The organism is Chromohalobacter sp. 11-W (assembly GCF_029889905.1).
GTDB lineage: Bacteria > Pseudomonadota > Gammaproteobacteria > Pseudomonadales > Halomonadaceae > Chromohalobacter.
On the sequence record NZ_JARANZ010000002.1, the window covers coordinates 159,876 to 181,653 of the forward strand.

The window sequence follows — 21,778 nt, forward strand, 5'->3', positions numbered from 1 at the left end:
CGCAAGCTCCGGGTGAATGAAGAGGCGCCAAGTATACCCAGCCACGGCGCCTGAAAAAATTTGCAATTCACCCCTAAAGCAAATCTCCCCTGCGCCGATAAATGAGGTAACGGCCAACGGCGCCGTTGTGGCACGCCCCGGAATTACCGACGGCAGGCCAATGGAGCCCAAACAGAGAGGAAGGAACATCACATGTCAGTGATCAATACGAACATCACGGCCATGATCGGCCAGCAGAACCTGAGCCAGTCACAGAACGCGCTGTCCACCTCCATGGAGCGTCTGTCTTCAGGCCTGCGCATCAACAGCGCCGCCGACGATGCTGCCGGTCAGGCCATCGCCAACCGCATGAGCAGCCAGATCAACGGCCTCAGCCAGGCACAGAGCAACGCCAACGACGGTATCTCCGTCGCCCAGACCACCGAAGGCGCCCTGAACCAGGTCAACGACAACCTTCAGCGCGTGCGTGAACTGACCGTTCAAGCCGAAAACGGCACCAACAGCCAGGAAGATTTGAACTCCATTCAGGACGAAATCAATCAGCGCCTGAGCGAAATCGATCGCATCTCCGAGGAGACCAGCTTCAATGGCGTCGACGTCCTCGCCAGCGATCAGGAACTGTCCATTCAGGTGGGTTCTGAAGATGGCCAGACCATCAGCATGAACCTGCAAGAAATCAGCTCCGAGACGCTGGGGCTGGGTGACTTCAACGTCAATGCTGTTGCTGCAACTGCCGGTGGACAAACCCTCGCGGCGGGCGACACCATTACCGTTGATGGTACTGAATTCACCGCTAGTGCTTCGCCATCCACTGCATCTGGCGCTACGGAAGTTGGTACCGGCGCCATTGGTATTGCTGCGGACGTTACTGGTACACCAGTTGAGAATGGAACTAACTCAATCGTCAGCGATGCAGATGGCAATGCCTACATCAAAAACGAGAATGGCGGCGAAACCAATTACTACGCGGCTGAGCTAACGGCGACGGAAGGTGACGGCTCTAACGCAGCCACAGTTAGCTATACCGTAGCGGACGATGCCGAACCCGCTAACTACGTCACAGAAGATGCCTCCACTATCGACGACTCGCCGCTTGCTTCACTCGACTCTGCCATTGGCAAAGTCGATAGCCAGCGCTCCGAATTGGGTGCCTTGCAGAACCGCTTTGACTCCGCCATCACCAACCTGAGCACCACCGAGACTAACCTCACCTCCGCTCGCTCGCGCATCGAAGATGCCGACTACGCAGATGAAGTCTCCAACATGACGCGTAACCAGATCCTGCAGCAGGCCGGCACTTCCGTTCTGTCTCAGGCCAACCAGTTGCCGCAGAACGCCCTGTCACTGCTGGGCTAACCACCAGTCCCTAGCGACAGCTTGCGCAGCAACAACGAAGCGGGCCCACTCGGGCCCGCTTTTTCAGTTTTTCAACCTACCCACCACAAAAGCCATAAAAGTCCACTCCCCAGCGAGCTTTTCTCACCTTTGAGATCGCCACAGCACTTTATAGTGATTGCATTAACCACCTCATCATGCGATCCCTATGTCCAAAAAACGCAATCGCCGTCACGCAAGCACGAATGACACGCCCACCCTGGCGCAGGCTCGCAAGCAAACCCAGCGTGCTCCCTCGGACCCTGGTGCCTGGCTAACACTGGGGCAGCTATTGGTCGGGCAGAAAGACTGGCAGAACGCCAGAGAGGCACTTGAACAGGCACAAAGCTTGCGACCAGACAACGCCGAGCAAAAAGCATGGCTTGGGCATGTCGCATATAAACAAAACCGCACACAAGACGTACTTGATTATTTACATGACGCATTATCGCAACGCCCGCAGTTAGTGATCGGGCTTGTGACGTTAGCCAAGCTTCATATTGATCGCGGCGAGTTTCAGAAAGGCCTGGAATATGCACAACAGGCCTATGAGATATCCCCCCAAGACATTCCCACGATAGACACGCTGGCGAGTGCCCTTAGTAATCTCTACCGCTACGAAGAAGCGTTTGACCTTTACTGTCACCTAACGAAGCTGGTACCGCAAGATTTCTCGTCTTGGAACAATGCCGGCAACATGCTGAGAGACCTGAGGCGTCTCAATGAGTCTTACACCTATTATGAGCAGGCGTACAAGGTAAGCCACCACCCTACTCCCTACTCCAACCACCTAACGGCTTTGCACTATGATCCCAACGTAACTCGGGAAGAGCTCATGGCATTTGCCAAATCCTGGGAAGCACGCTTCACGCCAGCTAGCCACCTTGTACCATTACGACCAGAACGCCCCAATGCAGCTACTGCCCAAAAATTACGTCTTGGCCTGCTATCAGACGGCTTTCGCAAGCACCCCGTAGGCAAGATGATTACCCGCTGCTTGGAGTACCTTTCGCAGGGGCAATTCGAGCTTTATTGCTATACCACAAGCGATGCAGTCGATGGCACCACTAAGCGTATTCAGCACTGTGCGCAGCATTGGCAGCCCATTCGCCACCTTGGCGACGAGGAATTTGCTCAGCAGGTTCGCGACGACGAAATCGACATTCTTATCGACCTCTCGGGCCATAACACGGGGTCGAGAATGCGAGCGATTGCCATGCAGCCGGCACCATTGCTCGTCAAATGGGTTGGCGGGCTGATCAATACGACAGGTGTGCAAGCTATTGACTACCTGATCAGCGATCATGTCGAGACGCCAGAAGGCGAAGATGGATACTACACCGAGAAGCTCATTCGCCTACCGGATGATTACATCGTCTTCGACCCGCCCGAAAAACTGCCTGAATTAAGCGAACTGCCGGCCAAGCAAAACGGCTATATTACCCTGGCGTGCTTCAACAACCCCACCAAGCTCAATGATGTCACGCTCAAGCACTGGGCGAGCATCATGCATGAGCTGCCCAATGCTCGGTTGTTGCTCAAGGGGCGTCCTTATACCAGCGAAAGCTTCTGCGAGCGCCTGTATGCCACACTTGAAGCTGAGGGCATCGCTCGCGAGCGGTTGATCCTCGAAGGCCCCGGTAACAATTATGAGATGCTGGAAGCCTATAACCGCGCGGATATCTCACTTGACCCCTGGCCTTACTCCGGCGGGCTGACGACGTGTGAATCGTTCATCATGGGCGTACCCGTGGTGACGCTCCCCGGCCCGACCTTTGCCGGCCGGCATAGCGCCACTCACCTCGTTCATGCCGGCATGCCGGAGCTAGTGGTCAATAGCTGGGAAGAATACCGCGCCCGCGTGATCGAGCTTGCCAGCGACCTTGATAGCCTCGGCACCATCCGCCAGCACCTACGCGACGTGCTGTTGCAATCCCCCGTGTGTGACGGCCCAAGATTCGCCAAACATTTCACCGATGCCATGCGCGCCATCTGGCAGCGTTACTGTGACGATAAGCCCCCCACCGCCCTCACCTTCAACAAGGAGGGCGAGGCCCGGTTTGAGGATGAATACGCGCCAGTGGAAATCCACTACGCGGAAGCGCCAGAAGAAGATGCCGAGTTTCAATGGCAATTCGAAGGTAAACTCATCGCCGTGGACAACGGCGGGCAACTGCTCGAAAGCGAAGTCATACGCCAACTGCTTCAGCGTGACGCGCTCGAACTCATCGCCTTCGATCCCAGCAGCCAAGCGCCGGATACCTCGCTCAAGCAACACAAGGGGGTGCACTACTATCCCAGCGCCACACTCGGCGACGGCCAGCCGGGGCAACTGCATGCCTGCCTCGACCCCAAGCTAAGCGCCACTCTGGCGCCTCTGGGGGATGAGTACCAGCCGGAAGCCATTCGCAAAGGCAGCCAGGTACTTACCCAACTACCTCTCAATACCGTTGCGCTGGATAGTATCCAAGGCCTGCCCGCCATCGACTGGCTGGTACTGGACGACCTGAACGACGCTACCACGATTCTCAACAACAGTACCCAAGCGCTGAAAGACACCCTGCTGCTCCAGGTGAAGGTCGCCTTTCAGCCCACGCACGAACGCCAACCCAGCCTAGCGGAGCTTCAGCACTGGGCCAGCCGTAACGGCTTCCGCTTCTACCGACTACACGAGCCTCAGCACCGCAGTCACCTCCCAGAGGATGTGCCGGAAACGCAGCGCCAAGCCACCGAACTGACAAGCGCGGATGCACTGCTGCTGCCCAGTCACGCCCGAATGGAAGCGCTTTCTGATAATCAACGGACTCGACTCGCTTTTCTGCTGCATACGGTTTATGGAGTTAAAGATGTGGCTTATTCAAGCTTGTTAAAAAACAACAGCACAAAAGCAAGAAACTACATAGAAGAAGAAGGTCTAGCGAAAAAAAGTCATTTTACGGGAGAACATATCCCAGATCACAGCCTGGCATCTCCCGACGATACAATTGCTAGCCAAATCGACGAAATCATGAACAACCTGTAGAGCCATTGAGACATTATGCTACCGCCTATTAATGATCAGCCAGAAAGCGAAACCCCAACACCCAACTCGGCTACGAGTCATAGCAAGGAAGAAACTGAAAGTCAGTTTCTATCGCTTTTAAAGACCGTAAAGAAGAAAGAGCTCGCAGCTTTAGCAAAAATTTTGATGCCCTACTTAGCAGAGGCTGAAATGCGCCAATTACGCATTTGGGGAGACAAAAGCAAACTTCACTTAGACCGCGCCACGATCTCTGTCAATGACCTGCTTGCCAACACCCGCTCTGGACATATAACGATTGAGGAAGAATGCTTTTTTGGTCATCGCTGCATGCTGCTTACCGGTACTCACGACTATTCAAAAACCGGTCATGAACGTCTAACGGCAGTCCCCGATAGTGGCCGAGATATAGTTATAAAAAGAGGGGCTTGGCTCGGCTCTGGTGTTACTGTCTTGGGACCAGCAATCATTGGTGAAAACGCTGTTGTAGCTGCCGGAAGTTTGGTTACAAGCGATGTACCACCAAATACTATTGTTGCCGGACGTCCTGCTCACCCCGTGAAGAATATTGACGGCACGCCTTATGAATAAACCAACGAAAAACCTCATCTTCACTGTCACACATGGTAGAACAGGCACTACCATGCTAACTGAAGCTTTCAGCATCTTCGCAGACACATGCTCAGTTCACGAACCGGAGCCTAACTATGCGACGGCACTTCCTAGAGTAAAAGAAAATCCTAGGTATGCGCTATATTTCCTGGACAAAAAACTCAAAGAAATTGAACATACAACTTCTTCAAATTATGTTGAGACAAGCAATGTTTTTGGGAAGGGATTCCTCCTCCCGCTATTGAGACAGGGAATATTTCCTAACCTCATATTCCTTAATCGCGACTTCAGGGAGACAGCAAAGAGCCTCTACAAGCGAGGTAGCACTCCCATGCGCACCAAGCGCGGCGCTCACTTTTCAGCCGATCCGAGGGTGCCTGGTAGCCTGCCTATTTTTTCACCCGACACTCTTACGGACTACCAACTCTGCTACTGGGGAGTACTAGATTCCTATTTTAGACAGATTGAAGCAAAAAAAATATACGACCAAGAGGGCAAAAGATACCACTGGGCCACAGCAGACGACTTTCATGACTTTGATTTTACAATATCGATTGGCAGTCATTTTGGCTTGCAGGTTGAAAACCAGGACTCCGCCAGAGCCGCGCACTCTGAAATAGCTTCCAAACATCATAACCCAAACCCTCAGGAGAGAAAAATTCACCAAACCAGCCTTCTGAAGGAGGAACTTGAGGTGATCGACAGAGTGGCTTTTTTCAACCCTCCTTTCATAGATGAAGTCTTGTCTTCTAGCTTTATTTCCAGCGAAATAACATCAGAGATTGCCAATTTAAAATAACCAATAAAACAGGTATTCCGGCATGACAAACATGCCAGTTTGGCACACACACAAAACCCACCGCGCCCACCGTGAGCGACTCAACGGTCACAGAGCGTGTCTGCTTTGGTTCACGGGGCTAAGCGGTTCGGGAAAATCCACCATCGCCGGCCTGGTGGAAGAAAAACTGCATACCATGGGTAAGCGCACGTATCTGCTTGATGGCGACAACGTGCGCCATGGTTTGAACCAGGACCTCGGTTTTTCCGACCAGGACAGAGTCGAGAACATTCGCCGCATCGGTGAAATGTCATGGCTGTTCGTCGATGCGGGCATGATCACGCTGGCGGCCTTCATCTCCCCCTTTCGTGTCGACCGCGATGCCGTGCGGGAGCGAATGGAGGCAGGCGACTTCGTCGAAGTATTCATCGATACCCCGCTTGCCACCTGTGAGCAGCGTGATCCCAAAGGCCTGTATCGGCGCGCACGTGAAGGAGAAATCAAGGACTTTACGGGGATCGACTCCCCCTATGAGCCACCCGAGGCGCCCGAGCTGCATATCGTGAATGATGGCATCGCACCGGAAGAGGCAGCAGCACAGGTCATCCGCCACTTGCAAGCCAATGGCTACCTCGGTCAGTAAAACGTTCAGACTTGTCATGAGACGAGCCCGACAAGCTCAGGAAGTACATTCAAACCTATTCTTCCATCTCCTGAATTCAAGTTTTCAGGCCCCCTGCCGATTAGGGGTATAAGGCAGCAGCCTAATATCTCATGAACCCATGATGTGATGCTTATGAATGATAGCTCTCCAAAAAACGATGCTCCGTTGTCCGCTACACTACGAAACGCCACACACCTGCTTTTTATCGCGGCATCCATGGGAGTTTTGACTGCATGTCACATGCTTTTCTTTGGTATCAGCGATATGATAGCTCTGTTCCTTTTTATCGTTACAGTCTATTTGATATTCCGCTCGGTACTCGAATTGCGTATGGGTAGTCGAAAAGCAATGAGTGTGTACTTCAAAAAAGATTCTTTTTTCACATCATATCTTTCGCAAGATAAGGCATGGAGTCAGTTAATTTTTTCTATAATTATTGCTGCGTTTCTATCACTAGCATTCATGGTGGTATTAAAAGGTATGTCTCTGTCGCATGGATTTTTGTCAATGCTAATCATAGTTGGCATTGCAAGCCTTTTCATTCGAGCTATCAACTTCAGCACTATCAAGGAAACCGTTGGTGAAAACACCACGGGCACCGTCTCACGCCATGCCATATCGATTATTTCCACCGTCATGACAGCATTTTGGCTTAACTTACTCCTCTCCATGATTCTAAGTGCTCATGATCTATTTACATTTCTCAGCAGCAGCATCGATTTCTCATCTTTCATAAATTATGCCGAGACTCGTTCTATCGACAAGACTATCGATAACGAGGCGTCAAGATTCTTCGTCAACCTTTACGTCATCATCAACGCTTTCAAGATTGCCATGGCCAATGAGATCATGACCGCGCTCGATATAAGCTACCAAGAAAAAGCTCAATACTTCTATATTTTTTATCTCTCCACGCTTGTCATGAACATGGTAAAATTATTCGGCTTCTCACTCACTTTAATATTCATACAAAAAACCTTTGAAGAACATATCGTACCTATTATTTTAGCAGCATGGCGAAAAACACAACCACTTCGTCAAAAGTTTTCCAAAATACCACCTAATAAAACTGGCAATTTTATTAGAAAGGCAAAACACCTTAACAAGAAAAGAGGGCAGGGAGAAAAACATGAATACTAAAAAATATTTTCTACTACCAAAACTCATAGTAGCCATCTTTTCAATGCTCGTATTGACAGGATGTGACTACGGCAAAAAAATAGAAGACCTTCAGGAAAAAACAAAAGCACTCGAAAAAAAAGTTAACAAGCTCGAAACCCAATATCATAAAATGAAATCAGTTTACACTGATCGGCAAAAAGCCAATTCAGAAAAGGTACAAGATATGCTTCGGTGACCCTCCAGCGCTCAAGGGTGGGGATAAACTACAGCATAATAAGCGGCATTCCACCAAACGCACCTATGACAGCCAGTACGACGCTTATGCTGTCTTCAGCAAGATGCTCGAGAACGGTAACCCACCGGATAGCTGGGATGACTTGTAGCAAGCAGCCAGCGGTGATGGCGAACGCATCCAAACGCTGTTGGGCTCGAACGCGTCACGATAAAGGGTGGCTAAAACCATCGGGAACAAGCTCTCTCCCACCCTGGATTCATAGAATAATCCCATCACCTCAGGCCGCATGGCTACGCAACAAAGGCCATGCGCCCTGCTTGGATGCGTCCAAAAACAATTTCCACGATAGAGCCGTCTTCCGCATAACTGACATGGGTATTCCAATTCTGCGAGATTTCCTTAGCAATGGCCTTATCAGAAAGATGCACAACCAGGATATCGTCAGCTTCATCGTACGTAGTGCGCATAGTCATTCCTCCCACTGAAAATGATGCATGACGGTTTTGACGACCAGTCGGTCTTCAAGTACCACGGCGACGCATACCAAGTTGTCGTTGCGCCCTTCCATCGCCTTGGTGATCCATAGCCGCGCATTACGAATGCCAGCAATTTACCTCCTGCCCAAGCCCGTCGGGAACAAGTTCCCTCCCACAAAAGCCGTACTCGGCTAGCATTTCTCGATGAATGAGACTCTGACATGGGAGATCTTTTTCCTCGGCAAGCTTCTTAAAATACGCAACGGTATCTTCATCTTGAAGCATGACGATGTGGTTTAGCTAACCAGAGTCGCTAGCTTTGCCAGCACGTCATCCATAACCTCCTGCGGAATGCTCTCCAGCCGCCGTCCCTGACGGGCCTCAATGTCCAAGGTACGCACCTGGCTGCACAAGACAACGCCGGTGGTGGTAGTCCCCGCATCAGCCAGCGACACCGTGAAGCCTCGGGAGCGGGCGAAGCCACCACCGTTAGTGATCGGCGCGACCAAAGGCGTGCCCATGGCGATATTGAACGCGTCCGGCGACACGATCAGCACCGGACGCATACCTTGCTGTTCATGACGCCGAGTGGGGTTGAGCGAAACGAGATAGATGTCACCGCGCCGCATTACAGCAGTTCACGACCGACGGGGGCGGCCTCCAGCCACTCGCGTTCGCCAGCAGACATATCAGCCGTGGTATCGCACTGGGCCAGCAGTTCCTCAAGGGAGTACTGCGGCTTGGCCGGTTCCACGATCAAGCGTCCGTGGTCGACTTCGATCTCGACTTGAGAGCCCACGTGAAGGTTCAATTGATCGAGAAGCGTACGCGGCACTGACATCATGACAGAACCGCCGACACGACGAAGATTGGTAGTACTCATACAGGCCTCCTGCTCATAGCAATACGCTCAAATTATACTAAAATATAACTTATCAGCACGCACGGCGCAATCGCTTGCCGAACGCGCGCCACCAAGCACTGCATTGCCATCGAGCGGAGCCCCATCATGAACGCGGCTAGTAGACCTCGATGAGGCACTAGCTGAAGACGACGCTGCCGCATGAGCCCTCTGGTGATCAATGGATCGCCTTTTAGCAAACTTTACGCGTGGCTCGTCTCATCGTCCCTGTCGTGCCCCGAGCCGGTTTTTAGACACTCACTGAACATGCGCAATCCGCCCCACTCCCTATCCTGCCTATCTATGATATAAGGGAACCATGGTCGTTATCTGTGGTGCTTTCGGCGCACCTATCTATACGGCCTGGCAGCACAAGCACCATTTATAACAACGATTAAAATCAAAAAATACTATTACAACAAAAACGAATACATCCCGTATATCGCCCCAGCACTGGACTCATAGGTACGCGTATGCTGTCACACCAATACTCAGGCAATCACCTGGCGGGCGTGCTGCGCGCTCTGATCGCCAAAGAGCACACCATCACGGTGTTTTCCAAGAAGACGACCAATCCGCTTCAAGGCGAGATCCTCAACCTGGATATGGACACCGGGGCTTTTGAGCTTAGCGTCACCTATGACAAGGCCGACATAGAGTCGTATATCTACCAAGGGTATTTATCCTTCGATATCGAGATCCCCGCGCCATCCGACGAGGAGGTCACGGAGATCTACAATTTCGAAAAAATCAAGGCCCAGCCGCTCAAGAAAGAGACCGGTGCCTACGAGATCAAGTGCCAACTGGCAGATGCATTGTTCACGGAGGAAACGCGCGGGGCGGTACGCATCCCGCTGATTCTCGGCATGTCTGCGCGTGCCACGCTCGAGGTATTTCCCAATGAGTTGACCATCAAGGGGCGACTACGCAATATCTCGACCGGCGGCTGCATGCTCGATATCGACATAGAAGACAGTCTGCCACTTTACGTGAACCAAGTGCTGCCCAGCGTCACGCTGGAATTTCCCAATGGTGAGTATTTCTACGCCCGAGGGTGCATACGCCACATGCGCCCTTTCGGTAGCGAGGGGCATGCGGCCTTGGGCATTCAATTCGTCGAGGTGGAACGCGACATGGAGAATGCGCTATTCCATGTCGTTTCCGAGTCTGAACGTGAAGCCGCTTACCGGGCCGGCGTCGATGGCCGCAGTGTCAGCCAGTCAGCCGTTTACATCCCCCGGAAAAAGGAAGATAGCATTCTGAAACATGCCAGCCAGAAGTCGAACGAGTCGCCCAACACGCCGCCGATGGTCAAGGGCGTGCGTACCATCGCGCGTCAACTTCAGGCCGTTCTGATCTTCATCAAGAACTGGAATGCCTTTCCTGAAGAAACGCTTTACGACTGCACCGATTCGTTGCTTTATCTCGTCAGGCAGAACCGCAAGGAGTTTTTGTACGCGCTTTCCTTCCTGCGCGATCAGCCGGAGTGGGTACGACATGCCATCCAGGTCGCCGGCCTCCTGGCAGACATGGTCACGTCGCGTGATCCTCATTCACCCCACTTGCGCGAGGCCCTGGCAGGCACTCTGATGCATACGATGGGCAAACCGCTTCTAATGAGCGAAAAGCTGCCCTCGCTGAAGACCAACATGACGCCGCAACAAAAGGAGATACTCCTTGGTCATGTCGATAAGCTGCTCGAGAAGATGTCGGAACTGGGCTGGCGCCCTAGCGAAGGGTGCTTGGATGTCATCCAAAACGCCAACGAGCTGCTCGATGGTAGCGGTTATCCTGCGGGCAAGACGGGGAATGAGCTCTCGGAGTTCGTCAAGCACATCTCCGTCATCAAGGCGGTCAATAAATACACCCATGCACGTAATGGTGTTACGCCACGCACGCCACTGGATGCCTATCGCTGGGTGCACGAACATGATGAACTCTATGATCACATGATTCTTACCGACTACATCCAGCAATACGGCTTATACCCCATTGGCAGTTTGGCCAAGTTTTCGAGAGGCTTCCTCGCCTGGATCATGGATATCGATAACAAAGGGGCCCCGACCCAGGTGCATGTCGTCAAGAACCTTGCCTTTATCGATGCGCATATCGATACCGTTTTGACCTCGACCGATTTCATGCAAATTGGCCGACTCGTGGGAATCGTCAACCCGAACGACCACCGTGTCGACCATAAGCACTGAGTCAGCGAAACGACGTGGGTTAAAGTTCAATACGAACGGGCCGATAGGATTATCGTAGGTATTGCGACCGCTTCACGTACCGTGAATACCGACACTCGCTGTGTATGACGCTTGCCGTCAGCAAGCCTTGGGCCAGCTTGGTTGCTGGCCCTTTTTCCTCAAGGCTAAACGCCCGCTAGCCACTTCTGTTCCTCAATAGATTGTGACGCCTCACTCTGTTGATGCGTGAGGACTTGGTTCATGCGTGAGTCATCCTCCTCGGTATTACTCAGCTTGAAGGAACCGATCAGGGCCATGAGGCGTTCCGCCTGATGGCTCATTTCATCAGCGGCGGCGCTACTCTGTTCGACCATCGCCGCATTCTGCTGTGTCATGGTGTCCAGCTCCGTCACGGCGATGTTGACTTGGCTGATGCCACTGCTCTGCTCCTGGGAGCCGGTGCTGATCTCGCCGATCATTTGCGTGACCCGCTCGATGCTACCGGCAATGTCTTCCATCGTCTGACCGGCTTTACGCACTTTTTCCGAACCTGACTCGGCGTTGGCAACAGAGGTTGCCACCAACCCACGGATCTCGCGTGAGGCCTCGCTCGAGCGCCCGGCCAGCGTGCGGACTTCTTCGGCGACGACGGCGAAGCCTTTGCCATGCTCACCGGCTCGCGCCGCCTCGACGGAAGCGTTAAGCGCCAGGATATTGGTCTGAAACGCAATCGAATCGATCATGCCAATGATCTCGTTGATGCGTGCTGCCGACTCGCTGATATCACTCATGGTCGTTTCGACATCCTGCATCGCTGTCTGGCCGTCACGCGTGACCTCAACGCTACGGCGTGACAGTTCATCGGCCTGGGTTGCGGTTTCGGCCGTATGGCGAACCGTGGAGGTAATCTCTTCCATCGATGACGAGGTTTCTTGCAGATTGGACGCCGTCTGCTCGGTACGCGATGCCAAGTCCTGGCTACTCTTGGCGATTTCATCCGAGGCCGAGTTGACGCTTTGAGTGCTGGATCTAACGGCTTGCAGCGTCCTGTCGATTCGATCGATGAAACCATTGAAGCGTTCGCTCAGTTCGCCGATTTCGTCACTGCGACGTGAATCGATGCGTTGGGTCAGGTCACCATCTTCCTCGGCAATCTCGCGAATTCGCTCACTGACGTCGCGGATCGCCTTCGACATCCTTCTCGGGCCGATCAAGGCCAGTGCGGTGGCGGCCAGGAAGATGATCGCCGAGATAGCGATAACCCACGTCTGCTGGATATTGATCCGGTCGAGCATCGATGCTTCTAGTTCAGTGACTTTCGCATCGACGGCCTGTCCCGCCAGGTCGTAAATTTCACGCAACTCATTGAAGCGCGGCATGCTTTTTTCATCGAAGAGTGACTGAGCCTTCTCGACCTCACCATTCTGATGTAACTCGACGATTTCATCGGACACGGTTTTCCACTCATCGAAACGGGTTTCGAACTCCTCGAGTTTCCCTACGACATCCGGATAATTCGACATATGGCCTTTAAATGTATTCATGCGGTCATAGGCCTGCCCGGCATTTTCCTCGTAATCCGCGAGGAAATTCTGACTGGAGTCACTGTCTGGCGCCTCACCAAGCAGCTCCAGTAACGCCATTTGCCCTTGGTAAAGATCCCGGTCCGCATTCAGCACGTCGGAGATTGCCACGTTGAATTCACCGCTGAAGGCGGTCATTCGCTCTTTGACAGCATTTACCAAACGTTCATCCACTGCCACGATCGCCAACAGCGAAAACGCCACCGCAATGAATGCGGCTGCATACTTAACGTTAATTTTATTGAGCTTATCCAACATAATAACTCCCCTAATATAAGACACGTTATCTTTATGTAGTTAATAGCCATATCGGCATGCCATAGGGAATCTTTACAAAATCTATAATTGCTAAATACTAATAAAAAAATGCATTCTTGAAATTTCACCCTCCTAGGTAACGACACTCCATAACGCTCAAGACCACGAACCGCGCCGGCCGATGACGCAGTAGCACCGGTACGCTCTGAGTGGGCGTCAGGCAACGCTTCTAGACCAGAAGCGCCACCAGTCGCCACATATCCATCCAAGAACGCTCAAGTTAGCCGGCACGAGGCCGATATTCGAAAGACCATGAGCAACCCTGTTGTTGCTCCTTATTGTTTGCGCGCGTTTTCTTGTATAGGCGATACCATGTCTTCTCCCCGTACCCAAATCACCGTTAATGAGCTGAATGACGAGATCGTGCCGCGCCTCGATCTGGTCGAGAAGTTGATCAATACGACCCTGGCGTCGCTCATCGAAACCACCGAATCCGTCGAGGAACGCGAACGGCGCGAGGATCAAAAACGCCGTTTCGAGCTGATGCTGCTGTCCATTCGGATGAATGTCGCCAGTGTATCGCGCCGCCATGCGACGGTGATCCGCGCCGCTCAGAACGGCGACCGCACTGGCGGTTCTCTCTTGCAGTTGGATGAAAACGAGGCGATTGCCTTGGATAACGCACGGTCGTTGTACGATCAGGTTAAGGCGCATGCACGCTAGGCTTTGTACGAAAACTGCCTGCGCTCGGCCATACGGCGTTAAAAATCAGCTCAAAGTACTCATTTACACCCCGTAAACTCCGCCTTTTCGCTGATTTTTGCCTTGTCTGGCCATCGCTCGCCGACTTTTCGCGCATAGCCTAATCACGTCACAGCGCGGATTATTGGTGGGATCAAAGCGCAATGGACGTTCGTACTTTAGGCGGGGGATACTTGATTTTTTCTTGTGATGCGTTAAACCTGCTGAACTTCTCTGAAAGTGGCTAGCACACCATGCGGACATTATTGCGCAGTCAAGTATTTCTCATCGTGCTATGGGGAGTGGCCATGGCGACCCTGCCTTACACGACGTACAAGATACTGCTCTTCCAGCGCCAGGCGCCGTCACTACTCAGCGCCCATTTTCCTGCATTGCTCGTTGCCAATATTGCCATGATCGTGCTCCTGGTCGGCCTATTGCTACTCGTCACCTCTGCTCATTTGCAGTTGCGCCAGGGCCGTTCGCGAGGCCGACCTGAAGCACCACCCTCAACGCCGCCTACCCCCAAACCCAAGTCGCGCTCTTCACGCTCGCCGCGTCCAAGGACCGACGCCCGCGCCGAGGCCGCTACCGCAACCGGTCTGCAATTAGTCGAGATCGAAGCGGAGAGCCCGCTGCAGAGTCGTTTGCCCATCGGCGCCGTGGTCGAGTCGGTCAACGGTACGCCGGCGACATCGCTCGCAGCGGCGGAATCCGTTCTCAAACCGGGAGTCAATGAACTCGATTGGCTAGACGACGCCGGTAAGCGCAACATGGCCTATGTGATGGTGCACGATGGCAAGCTGCATGCCGAGTTTCGCCCCGTATGAATCCATCATTAAAGTTCGGCCTGACATGGCCGATAGATTCCCTGTAAAGACGCCACCCCGTTATTAAAAAGAAAAAGCGCGAGGCACCCGATGACTCATATCGGAACATTCATTACGGAATCCGACACCAGCATCCATGAAAAACTGACGCATGCCCTCGAAACGCTTCTCGAGCGCGACGCCCCTTTGCTAAAGGCATCGGCGACGGAGCGTTCGCTCTCCTTCCGCTTGGCCATGTACCTGCAACAGGCGTTTCCCGATTGGGATATCGATTGTGAATACAATCGCTGGACGGGCCCCTGCAAGCGCACTCGCCATATGACGAGCGTAACCAATACCGCCGATACCGATGCGCGTACCGCCTACCCCGACATCATCATTCATCACCGCGGAACCCACGAGAATCTCGCTGCCATCGAGGTGCAAAAAAGCACCAATAGCTTCGGTAAGCATCAGGACATCAAAAAGATTCAGGCTTACAAGCGCGATAGCAGCTTTCGGCATGCCTTCTTCGTCGACATCGGTGTCGGCGACGATGCCGGGCGCACGCACATCGACATGATGACGTGATCCGGTTGCCACCGAGTGCGCTTAGATTCTCTTGGAAGAACCTGCCTCTAAAAAGCCTGTCTCTTCAAAGAAGTCTGCACTCGACAACAAAAAGCGATAACAACGCAGAGGGACGCCTATGTCGTCGAACATTCCTGAATTTCCCGTCAACAGCGGTCCCGCCACCGCCAATATCACCCCCAACCCGCTGAGCGGTCGCCAACGACTGGACATGGCCCTGGCCCACATCCAGCCCGGCAATGACGCCCTGGCAACCTCTGAGTCATCGTCCTTGACCATGAGCGAACTCGCCAAGCCCATCGAGCGCGTCAACGACGTGATGCGCGCCTACAACGTCCAGTTCGAGCTATCGGAATACGAGGGCCGGATCGTGACCCGCATCGTCGACCGCGACAGCCAGGAACTGATTCGTCAAATCCCCAGCGAGGAAGTACTGCGCATCGCCGAAACCCTGGAGCAACGCCAGGGCCGGCTAGTCGATTGGGAAGTGTGATTCACAAGGCCGGCACCGAGAGGCATGCATGGCTTCGCCGGTGTCGCGCTTGCAAAACGCCATAAGTAGTATCTTTCCCCTGCCCCGCCGACAAACAAAGCCTCGAGCCAGCCCCCGCGCACTTGCACACACGGCCCTCACGCCGCACCATTAGTGATTATTAGAAACACTTCTAGCGTTATATCTTTTCGCTCAGAAACCTGACTTCCTTGCACATCAACGAGACCCGGATGCTCAAGCGTTACTTTCCCATCGTCGAGTGGCTACCAAGTTATGACCGCCACACGCTATCCCAGGATCTCTTCGCCGCCGTCATCGTCACCTTGATGGTCATTCCGCAAGCGCTGGCCTATGCGCTGCTCGCCGGGCTGCCGGCGGTGACGGGCCTTTACGCCAGCATGCTGCCGTTGGTGGCCTATACGGTCTTTGGCACCAGCCGTACGCTGGCGGTGGGGCCGATGGCGATCGTCGCCTTGATGACGGCCGCAGCGTTATCAAACATCGTCGCCACGGGGACCGTCGCCTACAGCGAAGCCGCCGCCACACTGGCGTTCTTGTCCGGCGTCATGCTGATGCTGATGGGTGTCTTCCGGCTGGGCTTCTTCGCTAACTTCCTGAGCCATCCGGTCGTTTCCGGCCTGCTCAGCGCCTCGGGCGTGCTGATCGCTACCAGCCAATTGGGCAACTTATTGGGCATCACGATGTCCGGGTTCACGCTGATTGAGCAGCTCGCCGGGCTGGCCACGCATTGGCAGGATTTCAACGGTCTGACGGCGTTGATCGGTCTCGGCTCGCTGGCGTTTTTGATGGGGATGCGCCGCGCCGGCCCCACGCTGCGCCGCCTGGGTATGACCGCGACGTTGAGTGGCTTCATCACCAAGGCGGGGCCGATCATTGCGGTGATGATCTCGACCCTGCTGGTATGGGCATTCGACCTGGAGGCGCACGGCGTCGCCGTGGTCGGCGAGATTCCGCGCCATCTACCGCCGCTCGCGCTGCCTTCGCTCGACCCGAGCCTGATCGGCACGCTGCTCATGCCGGCGTTTCTGATCAGCTTGGTGGGCTTTATCGAGTCGGTATCGCTGGCGCAGATGCTGGCCGCCAAGCGTCGCCAGCGCATCTCGCCCGACCAGGAGCTTTTCGCGCTAGGCGGCAGCAACCTCGCCGCCGCCTTGAGCAGTAGCATGCCGGTGACGGGCAGCCTGTCACGCACGGTGATCAACTTCGATGCCGGCGCGCGTACACCGGCCGCAGGCAGCTTCGCCGCGCTGGGCGTGGCACTGGTGACGCTCTATCTCACGCCGCTGATTCACTTTCTGCCTATCGCCACGCTCGCCGCCAGCATCATCGTCTCGACCTTCACGCTGCTCGATGCGCGCGGTCTCAAGCGTACCTGGCGTTATTCGAAGCGCGATTTCGCCGCCATGCTGGCGACCATCGTGCTGACCTTCGTCAGCGGCGTCGAAGTCGGCGTGATGGCCGGCGTGGGGCTGTCACTGGCATTGTTCCTGTATCGCACCAGCCGCCCACATAGCGCCTTGGTAGGCCGCGTCCCCGGCACCGAACATTTCCGTAACGTCGAGCGCCACACCACCGAGCACGATCCCAACGTGGCACTGCTGCGCGTCGATGAGAGCCTATACTTCGCCAACGCGCGCTACTTGGAAGATACCGTTTACGCCATGGTTGCCGAACGCCCGGCGCTGAAGCATGTCGTGTTGATCAGCTCGGCCGTCAACTTGATCGACGCCTCGGCGCTGGAAAGCCTGGAAGCTATCAATGCTCGCCTCGACGATTCACAGGTCAAACTGCACCTCGCCGAGGTAAAAGGCCCAGTGATGGACCAGCTCAAGCAAAGCGACTTCCTCGACCAGCTCACCGGCGAGGTCTTCCTGAGCACTTATCACGCCTGGGAAGCGCTACACGACGAGAAAACCGCCGTGAAACCGTAGCCTAACAACGCCCATCGTTAGGTTGTGTCTCAAAGCGGGAGTCGATGACCAAACAATATGAGAATTGGAAAGACCTATATAGCATATTGCTATTTATCACAAATTGCTATACGCTTATCCGAACACGAGGAGACATCATCCAGTGCATGTGATTACACAAAAGCGCATATGGGACGCCAAAAAGGCCAATCCCAATACTGCTAACGCGCTGGATGCATGGTATCGGCTGATCAAGTCGAACGATCCCAAGAATTTCGACGCCATGAAACGCTTGTTTCCCGCTACCGACAAAGTGGGGAAGCTCCATGTGTTTGACATAGGCGGCAACAAGCTACGATTGATTGCGATCGTTCATTACCAAGCCAAGAAAGTGTACATCCGTCATATTCTAACGCATGCGGAATACGATCAGGGCAAGTGGAAACAGGAGTGACTATGCACACGCTCGTCGAACAAGCCACTCAGCATTGGAGCTATCTGGCACCGCTGCTCACCATGCCCACCGACGATACCGACTACGACGCGCGCGTCGAGGCCTTGGATGAACTTCTCGACCTGATTGGCGACGATGAGTCCCACCACCTCGCCAGCTTGGCGAGTCGCTTGGGGGATGTCATCGAAGCCTACGATGAAGAACGCCGGCCCCTGCCCGACGTTTCGGGTGTCGACGTACTGCGTTACTTGATGCAGGAGCATCAGATTTCACAAAGCGAATTACCTGAAATAGGCGCTCAATCGGTGGTATCCGCCATTCTCGCTGGGCGTCGTAAGCTCAACTGGCGCCAAGTCTGCGGGCTATCGGAGCGCTTTGGCATCGCGACTGATACCTTCAAGGAGCCCAGCCCCACGCGCCGTGTTGCCGGTTGAATATCTCTCCTCAAGGGAGGCACTTAGCCGTCGACCAGCGCTTTCACCTGGTCGACGATATGTGCGCCGATGGGGATTGCCGAGGTGGCTGCTGGCGATGGCGCGTTGCAGACGTTGACACTGCGGCGCGTGTTGACGAACAGGAAGTCGTCGATCATCTTGCCGTCCTTGGCCACGGCTTGCGCGCGCACCCCCGCCGGATAAGGGCGCAGGTCGTCGCGGGTCAGGCGCGGACAGTACCTGCGCACTTCTTCCAGATAGCCGCCCTTGAAAAGCGAGTTCTTCATTTCGTGAAGCCCCGGCTTGAGGTTGGCGCGTAGCACCTTGCGAATGCCGGGATCGCCGGCCATGGCCGCTAGATCACCGAGCGACACGTCGCGCTTGCGATAGCCTTCGCGCTTGAACGCCAGCACGGCATTCGGCCCCACGGTCACACTGCCGTCGATCATGCGCGTCAGGTGCACGCCGAGAAACGGCATCGACGGATCGGGAATCGGGTAGATCAGATGATTGACGATGCGATTATGCTCGGGCGGCAATTGATAGTATTCGCCCCGGAACGGGCAAATCGTGAACTCGGGCGTGACGCCCAGCATGCGCACTACGCGGTCCGCCATCAGCCCCGAGCATGAGACCAGATGCCGTGTTGTGAACGTGCCCTGGCCGGTGGTCACCACGACTTCTTCGCTGCGCTCTTCGAGGGCCGTGACTGGCGCCGCGTAACGCACTTCCCCACCGGCATTCTGAAAGACCTCGGCCATCTTCGCGGCGACCTGACGATAATCGACGATGCCACTGGCAGGCACGAAGATACCGCCCACCCCGGTAATGTTCGGCTCACGCTCGCGCAGCTGATCGGCATCGAGCCATTCGCGCTCCAGGCCATTGGCGGCGGTGCGTTCCCACAACGCCTGCATGCGCTGCATTTCCACCCCATTGGTGGCGACGAGCAGCTTGCCGCAACTCTCGTAGGCGATGTCGTGAGTGTCACAAAACGCCTTGGTGGCACGATTGCCTTCCAGACAGAAGCGCGCCTTGAGACTTCCCGGCGTGTAGTAGACCCCGGCGTGGATCACGCCGCTGTTGTGGCCAGTCTGGTGATGCGCCGGGCCGCTTTCCTTCTCGACGAGCAATATACGCTTGTCGGGATAGGTATCGATCAGCTGCATGGCGGTGGACATCCCCAGGATACCGCCGCCGATGATGATGAAATCGTACACCGCGTTCTCGCTTGTCAGAATTGAATCGTTACAGCCTGCGCAACGCCCGGTCGGCGTTCAAGACATCCCTCACACATCGCGCATTGACTACCCACTCAAGCGTGCTTGGGGTTGGCAAGCGTCTGTTTGTGCGTGAAGTAGCCGCGCTGGCGCATCAACTCGCGGCGGAGGTCGGGATGCGGCGTGAAGCGATCGCGCCCATGCAGCCAGAAGTGATTGTTGAGCAGCAGGAAGCTGCCGATGGGCACCGGCACGGACAGGCGCGCCGCGCTACTTTCCAGCGACTCGGAAAGATCGCACAGCCAGTTGCCCTCCTCGAAATCGCGCGGCTGCACGAACTGGTCGATGTAGGACATCACCGGACACCCCTCGGCATCCACGTCGAACACGGCATGATAGACGTCCTTGCCGACGTTCTTGCTCGGCGGCGCCGCCCAGCGCATTTGGCGTCGCGCCATGGGATGTGCGTGAAAACGCTCGAGATCCGCCCAATCGTCGAGATGCAACAACAGAGAATTGCCGCCCTGCATGTGCTGCTCGTCGATTTTCATCATCAACACGTAGTCGGTGTCCTGCTCGACGAAGGTGCCGTCGTTATGCAGTTCCATCACGCGATGCGGCTGACGCAGATAGCTGTCGGATTCGTCGACGTTCTTGACCACGAAGCGCGCATAGTACTGCCCGCTCATGGCATCGAAGTTGGAGCGGCCGATGCAATGCGCCACCGCCGTGGCCACCTTCACCATATCGTCGGCCTGCGCCACTTCATCGAGCCCTTCCGGGGTTACCAGCAGCCCACCGGTGGCACGATCCACCAGCGTATTCGCCAACCACGGCTTGAGCGTATTGGCGCATAGGTCATCGAGAATTCGAGCGACGCGAAAACGCAGCATCGATTTGTACTCCAGCGCCTGAATCGGCCATTCGGCGGTAGCGTCGAGGAAGGCACGCACGGTCGCGCCGTCCAGGGTTAGCTGCAACAAGCGTGGCGATTGGGCGGAAGGCGCGGCGCTGAATCCCTGAGGAGCGCGATCGGCGAGCGTATTGAGGGCCGTCATGAGGGGTCTCCATGGTGTTCTAGATGACGGCTTAAAAATATCTACATTTTTATAAAACGTCAAAATTATACCTGAACACCGACGCCAGAACGTTCCCCGCCTGCGGTGGCGTCCGGTATCATGGCGTTCACATATCTAGTGGAATCGTCCCATGACCCGTGCCTCGCCGCGCCCTAACCTCGCCATCGGCGCGTATCGACACCTCAAACGCGACATCATTCGCGGCGCCTACACGCCGGGCGAAAAGTTGCGCATGAGCGATCTAAAGACACGTTACGATCTGGGCGTGGGGCCCATGCGCGAGGCCCTGTCGCAATTGGTAAGCGAGCGCCTGGTGACGGCCGTGAGCCAACGCGGCTATCGCGTCGCCGAAATGTCGATCAAGGAGCTCGAGGATCTCTACGACGCACGCGCACAACTGGAAGGCTTGGTACTGGAGCTGGCCATCGCCCGGGGTGGCGACGACTGGGAAGCACAGATCCTGGCCAAGGCGCATGCCTTGAGCAAGGTCTTGGAAGTACACAGTGCCGACGACATGCTGGATATCTGGGATGCCCGCCACCAAGCCTTTCATGGCGCCATCGCGGCAGGCTGCGACTCGCCACACTTGCTGCAGACGCGGGCCTGGCTGTTCGATCAAGCCGAACGCTACCGCCATCTATGGCTGTGCCAAACCGTGTTCTCGGCGGAGGCGCTTGACGCCAAGCGCCGCGAGCATGCGGCGCTGACCGACGCCATCCTCGCTCGCGACGCGGCGACAGCCTGCACGATGATGCGCGAGCATCTAATGACGCCGGTACCGATTATCAAGGAGGTATTACGTGAACAGGGGCTCGTATAAA

22 protein-coding genes are annotated in these 21,778 nt (G+C 55.0%); 16 read left to right on the plus strand and 6 right to left on the minus strand.

Annotation, left to right across the window (positions count from 1 at the left end; all coding sequences use genetic code 11):
* Positions 1-192: 192 nt before the first annotated feature.
* From OP494_RS03540 to OP494_RS03570, 7 genes are all read left to right on the plus strand, one after another.
* A complete protein-coding gene (locus OP494_RS03540; RefSeq protein ID WP_280539342.1) occupies positions 193-1,356 on the plus strand; it encodes a FliC/FljB family flagellin in 1,164 nt (387 codons plus the stop codon).
* A gap of 187 nt (positions 1,357-1,543) precedes the next feature.
* The gene (locus OP494_RS03545) at positions 1,544-4,396 is read left to right on the plus strand and encodes a tetratricopeptide repeat protein (RefSeq protein WP_280539343.1); all 2,853 of its coding nucleotides are present in this window, start codon (positions 1,544-1,546) and stop codon (positions 4,394-4,396) included.
* A gap of 15 nt (positions 4,397-4,411) precedes the next feature.
* Positions 4,412-4,984: an acyltransferase gene (locus OP494_RS03550; protein ID WP_280539345.1), complete on the plus strand. Its 573-nt coding sequence runs from the start codon at positions 4,412-4,414 to the stop codon at positions 4,982-4,984.
* Complete coding sequence (locus OP494_RS03555) at positions 4,977-5,804, plus strand: hypothetical protein (RefSeq protein ID WP_280539346.1); 828 nt, start codon at positions 4,977-4,979, stop codon at positions 5,802-5,804. The genes OP494_RS03550 and OP494_RS03555 overlap by 8 nt, the downstream gene beginning before the upstream one ends.
* Positions 5,805-5,826: 22 nt before the next feature.
* Entirely contained in the window at positions 5,827-6,426 is a 600-nt protein-coding gene (gene cysC / locus OP494_RS03560) for an adenylyl-sulfate kinase (RefSeq protein WP_348521692.1), read from the plus strand.
* A 153-nt stretch (positions 6,427-6,579) separates the two neighbouring features.
* Complete coding sequence (locus OP494_RS03565) at positions 6,580-7,587, plus strand: hypothetical protein (RefSeq protein ID WP_280539349.1); 1,008 nt, start codon at positions 6,580-6,582, stop codon at positions 7,585-7,587.
* A complete protein-coding gene (locus OP494_RS03570; RefSeq protein ID WP_280539350.1) occupies positions 7,577-7,804 on the plus strand; it encodes a hypothetical protein in 228 nt (75 codons plus the stop codon). The genes OP494_RS03565 and OP494_RS03570 overlap by 11 nt, the downstream gene beginning before the upstream one ends.
* Before the next feature lie 290 nt (positions 7,805-8,094).
* Here the strand turns inward: OP494_RS03570 and OP494_RS03575 are convergent, their stop codons facing one another.
* From OP494_RS03575 to OP494_RS03585, 3 genes are all read right to left on the minus strand, one after another.
* On the minus strand, positions 8,095-8,271 hold the full coding sequence (locus OP494_RS03575; RefSeq protein ID WP_280539351.1) for a DUF2283 domain-containing protein: 177 nt from the start codon (positions 8,269-8,271) through the stop codon (positions 8,095-8,097).
* 305 nt (positions 8,272-8,576) lie between these two features.
* Positions 8,577-8,909, minus strand: a complete 333-nt coding sequence (locus tag OP494_RS03580; RefSeq protein WP_280539352.1) for a type II toxin-antitoxin system PemK/MazF family toxin — start codon at positions 8,907-8,909, stop codon at positions 8,577-8,579.
* The gene (locus tag OP494_RS03585) at positions 8,909-9,163 is read right to left on the minus strand and encodes an AbrB/MazE/SpoVT family DNA-binding domain-containing protein (protein ID WP_280539353.1); all 255 of its coding nucleotides are present in this window, start codon (positions 9,161-9,163) and stop codon (positions 8,909-8,911) included. Before OP494_RS03585 ends, OP494_RS03580 begins: the two co-directional genes overlap by 1 nt.
* Before the next feature lie 491 nt (positions 9,164-9,654).
* Here OP494_RS03585 and OP494_RS03590 point away from each other — a divergent pair, with 491 nt between their 5' ends.
* Positions 9,655-11,385, plus strand: coding sequence for a PilZ domain-containing protein (locus tag OP494_RS03590; RefSeq protein ID WP_280539354.1), 1,731 nt, complete (start codon positions 9,655-9,657; stop codon positions 11,383-11,385).
* Between the two features lie 164 nt (positions 11,386-11,549).
* Here OP494_RS03590 and OP494_RS03595 read toward each other — a convergent pair whose 3' ends face one another.
* Positions 11,550-13,205, minus strand: a complete 1,656-nt coding sequence (locus tag OP494_RS03595) for a methyl-accepting chemotaxis protein (RefSeq protein ID WP_280539356.1) — start codon at positions 13,203-13,205, stop codon at positions 11,550-11,552.
* Positions 13,206-13,577: 372 nt separating this feature from the next.
* Between OP494_RS03595 and OP494_RS03600 the strand changes: the two genes are divergently transcribed.
* The 7 genes from OP494_RS03600 (at position 13,578) to OP494_RS03630 (ending at position 18,658) form a co-directional block, all read left to right on the plus strand.
* Positions 13,578-13,928 (plus strand): hypothetical protein, encoded by a 351-nt coding sequence (locus tag OP494_RS03600; protein WP_075368649.1) that lies wholly within the window; start codon positions 13,578-13,580, stop codon positions 13,926-13,928.
* 326 nt (positions 13,929-14,254) lie between these two features.
* On the plus strand, positions 14,255-14,776 hold the full coding sequence (locus OP494_RS03605; protein ID WP_040241390.1) for a hypothetical protein: 522 nt from the start codon (positions 14,255-14,257) through the stop codon (positions 14,774-14,776).
* A 90-nt stretch (positions 14,777-14,866) separates the two neighbouring features.
* Positions 14,867-15,346, plus strand: a complete 480-nt coding sequence (locus OP494_RS03610) for a hypothetical protein (RefSeq protein WP_052444947.1) — start codon at positions 14,867-14,869, stop codon at positions 15,344-15,346.
* Between the two features lie 118 nt (positions 15,347-15,464).
* A complete protein-coding gene (locus OP494_RS03615; RefSeq protein ID WP_280539357.1) occupies positions 15,465-15,839 on the plus strand; it encodes a flagellar protein FlaG in 375 nt (124 codons plus the stop codon).
* Positions 15,840-16,069: 230 nt separating this feature from the next.
* Entirely contained in the window at positions 16,070-17,791 is a 1,722-nt protein-coding gene (gene sulP, locus OP494_RS03620; RefSeq protein WP_280539359.1) for a sulfate permease, read from the plus strand.
* Positions 17,792-17,933: 142 nt separating this feature from the next.
* Positions 17,934-18,224, plus strand: coding sequence for a type II toxin-antitoxin system HigB family toxin (locus tag OP494_RS03625; RefSeq protein ID WP_280539360.1), 291 nt, complete (start codon positions 17,934-17,936; stop codon positions 18,222-18,224).
* Between the two features lie 2 nt (positions 18,225-18,226).
* The gene (locus tag OP494_RS03630; RefSeq protein WP_280539361.1) at positions 18,227-18,658 is read left to right on the plus strand and encodes a transcriptional regulator; all 432 of its coding nucleotides are present in this window, start codon (positions 18,227-18,229) and stop codon (positions 18,656-18,658) included.
* A 23-nt stretch (positions 18,659-18,681) separates the two neighbouring features.
* Here OP494_RS03630 and lhgO read toward each other — a convergent pair whose 3' ends face one another.
* Together lhgO and glaH are read right to left on the minus strand one after the other, a co-directional pair.
* Positions 18,682-19,878 (minus strand): L-2-hydroxyglutarate oxidase, encoded by a 1,197-nt coding sequence (lhgO, locus tag OP494_RS03635; protein ID WP_280539362.1) that lies wholly within the window; start codon positions 19,876-19,878, stop codon positions 18,682-18,684.
* A 95-nt stretch (positions 19,879-19,973) separates the two neighbouring features.
* The gene (gene glaH, locus OP494_RS03640) at positions 19,974-20,936 is read right to left on the minus strand and encodes a glutarate dioxygenase GlaH (RefSeq protein ID WP_280539363.1); all 963 of its coding nucleotides are present in this window, start codon (positions 20,934-20,936) and stop codon (positions 19,974-19,976) included.
* 151 nt (positions 20,937-21,087) lie between these two features.
* Here glaH and csiR point away from each other — a divergent pair, with 151 nt between their 5' ends.
* Positions 21,088-21,777: a DNA-binding transcriptional regulator CsiR gene (gene csiR, locus OP494_RS03645; protein WP_280539364.1), complete on the plus strand. Its 690-nt coding sequence runs from the start codon at positions 21,088-21,090 to the stop codon at positions 21,775-21,777.
* Position 21,778 lies beyond the last annotated feature (1 nt).

Excerpts from the sequence above, each read along its gene's own strand:
- OP494_RS03540 (WP_280539342.1), top strand. The coding sequence starts at position 193 with ATGTCAGTGATCAATACGAACATCACGGCCATGATCGGCCAGCAGAAC.
- OP494_RS03545 (WP_280539343.1), top strand. The coding sequence starts at position 1,544 with ATGTCCAAAAAACGCAATCGCCGTCACGCAAGCACGAATGACACGCCC.
- OP494_RS03550 (WP_280539345.1), top strand. The coding sequence starts at position 4,412 with ATGCTACCGCCTATTAATGATCAGCCAGAAAGCGAAACCCCAACACCC.
- OP494_RS03555 (WP_280539346.1), top strand. The coding sequence starts at position 4,977 with ATGAATAAACCAACGAAAAACCTCATCTTCACTGTCACACATGGTAGA.
- cysC (WP_348521692.1), top strand. The coding sequence starts at position 5,827 with ATGACAAACATGCCAGTTTGGCACACACACAAAACCCACCGCGCCCAC.
- OP494_RS03565 (WP_280539349.1), top strand. The coding sequence starts at position 6,580 with ATGAATGATAGCTCTCCAAAAAACGATGCTCCGTTGTCCGCTACACTA.
- OP494_RS03570 (WP_280539350.1), top strand. The coding sequence starts at position 7,577 with ATGAATACTAAAAAATATTTTCTACTACCAAAACTCATAGTAGCCATC.
- OP494_RS03575 (WP_280539351.1), bottom strand. The coding sequence starts at position 8,271 with ATGCGCACTACGTACGATGAAGCTGACGATATCCTGGTTGTGCATCTT.
- OP494_RS03580 (WP_280539352.1), bottom strand. The coding sequence starts at position 8,909 with ATGCGGCGCGGTGACATCTATCTCGTTTCGCTCAACCCCACTCGGCGT.
- OP494_RS03585 (WP_280539353.1), bottom strand. The coding sequence starts at position 9,163 with ATGAGTACTACCAATCTTCGTCGTGTCGGCGGTTCTGTCATGATGTCA.
- OP494_RS03590 (WP_280539354.1), top strand. The coding sequence starts at position 9,655 with ATGCTGTCACACCAATACTCAGGCAATCACCTGGCGGGCGTGCTGCGC.
- OP494_RS03595 (WP_280539356.1), bottom strand. The coding sequence starts at position 13,205 with ATGTTGGATAAGCTCAATAAAATTAACGTTAAGTATGCAGCCGCATTC.
- OP494_RS03600 (WP_075368649.1), top strand. The coding sequence starts at position 13,578 with ATGTCTTCTCCCCGTACCCAAATCACCGTTAATGAGCTGAATGACGAG.
- OP494_RS03605 (WP_040241390.1), top strand. The coding sequence starts at position 14,255 with ATGGCGACCCTGCCTTACACGACGTACAAGATACTGCTCTTCCAGCGC.
- OP494_RS03610 (WP_052444947.1), top strand. The coding sequence starts at position 14,867 with ATGACTCATATCGGAACATTCATTACGGAATCCGACACCAGCATCCAT.
- OP494_RS03615 (WP_280539357.1), top strand. The coding sequence starts at position 15,465 with ATGTCGTCGAACATTCCTGAATTTCCCGTCAACAGCGGTCCCGCCACC.
- sulP (WP_280539359.1), top strand. The coding sequence starts at position 16,070 with ATGCTCAAGCGTTACTTTCCCATCGTCGAGTGGCTACCAAGTTATGAC.
- OP494_RS03630 (WP_280539361.1), top strand. The coding sequence starts at position 18,227 with ATGCACACGCTCGTCGAACAAGCCACTCAGCATTGGAGCTATCTGGCA.
- glaH (WP_280539363.1), bottom strand. The coding sequence starts at position 20,936 with ATGACGGCCCTCAATACGCTCGCCGATCGCGCTCCTCAGGGATTCAGC.
- csiR (WP_280539364.1), top strand. The coding sequence starts at position 21,088 with ATGACCCGTGCCTCGCCGCGCCCTAACCTCGCCATCGGCGCGTATCGA.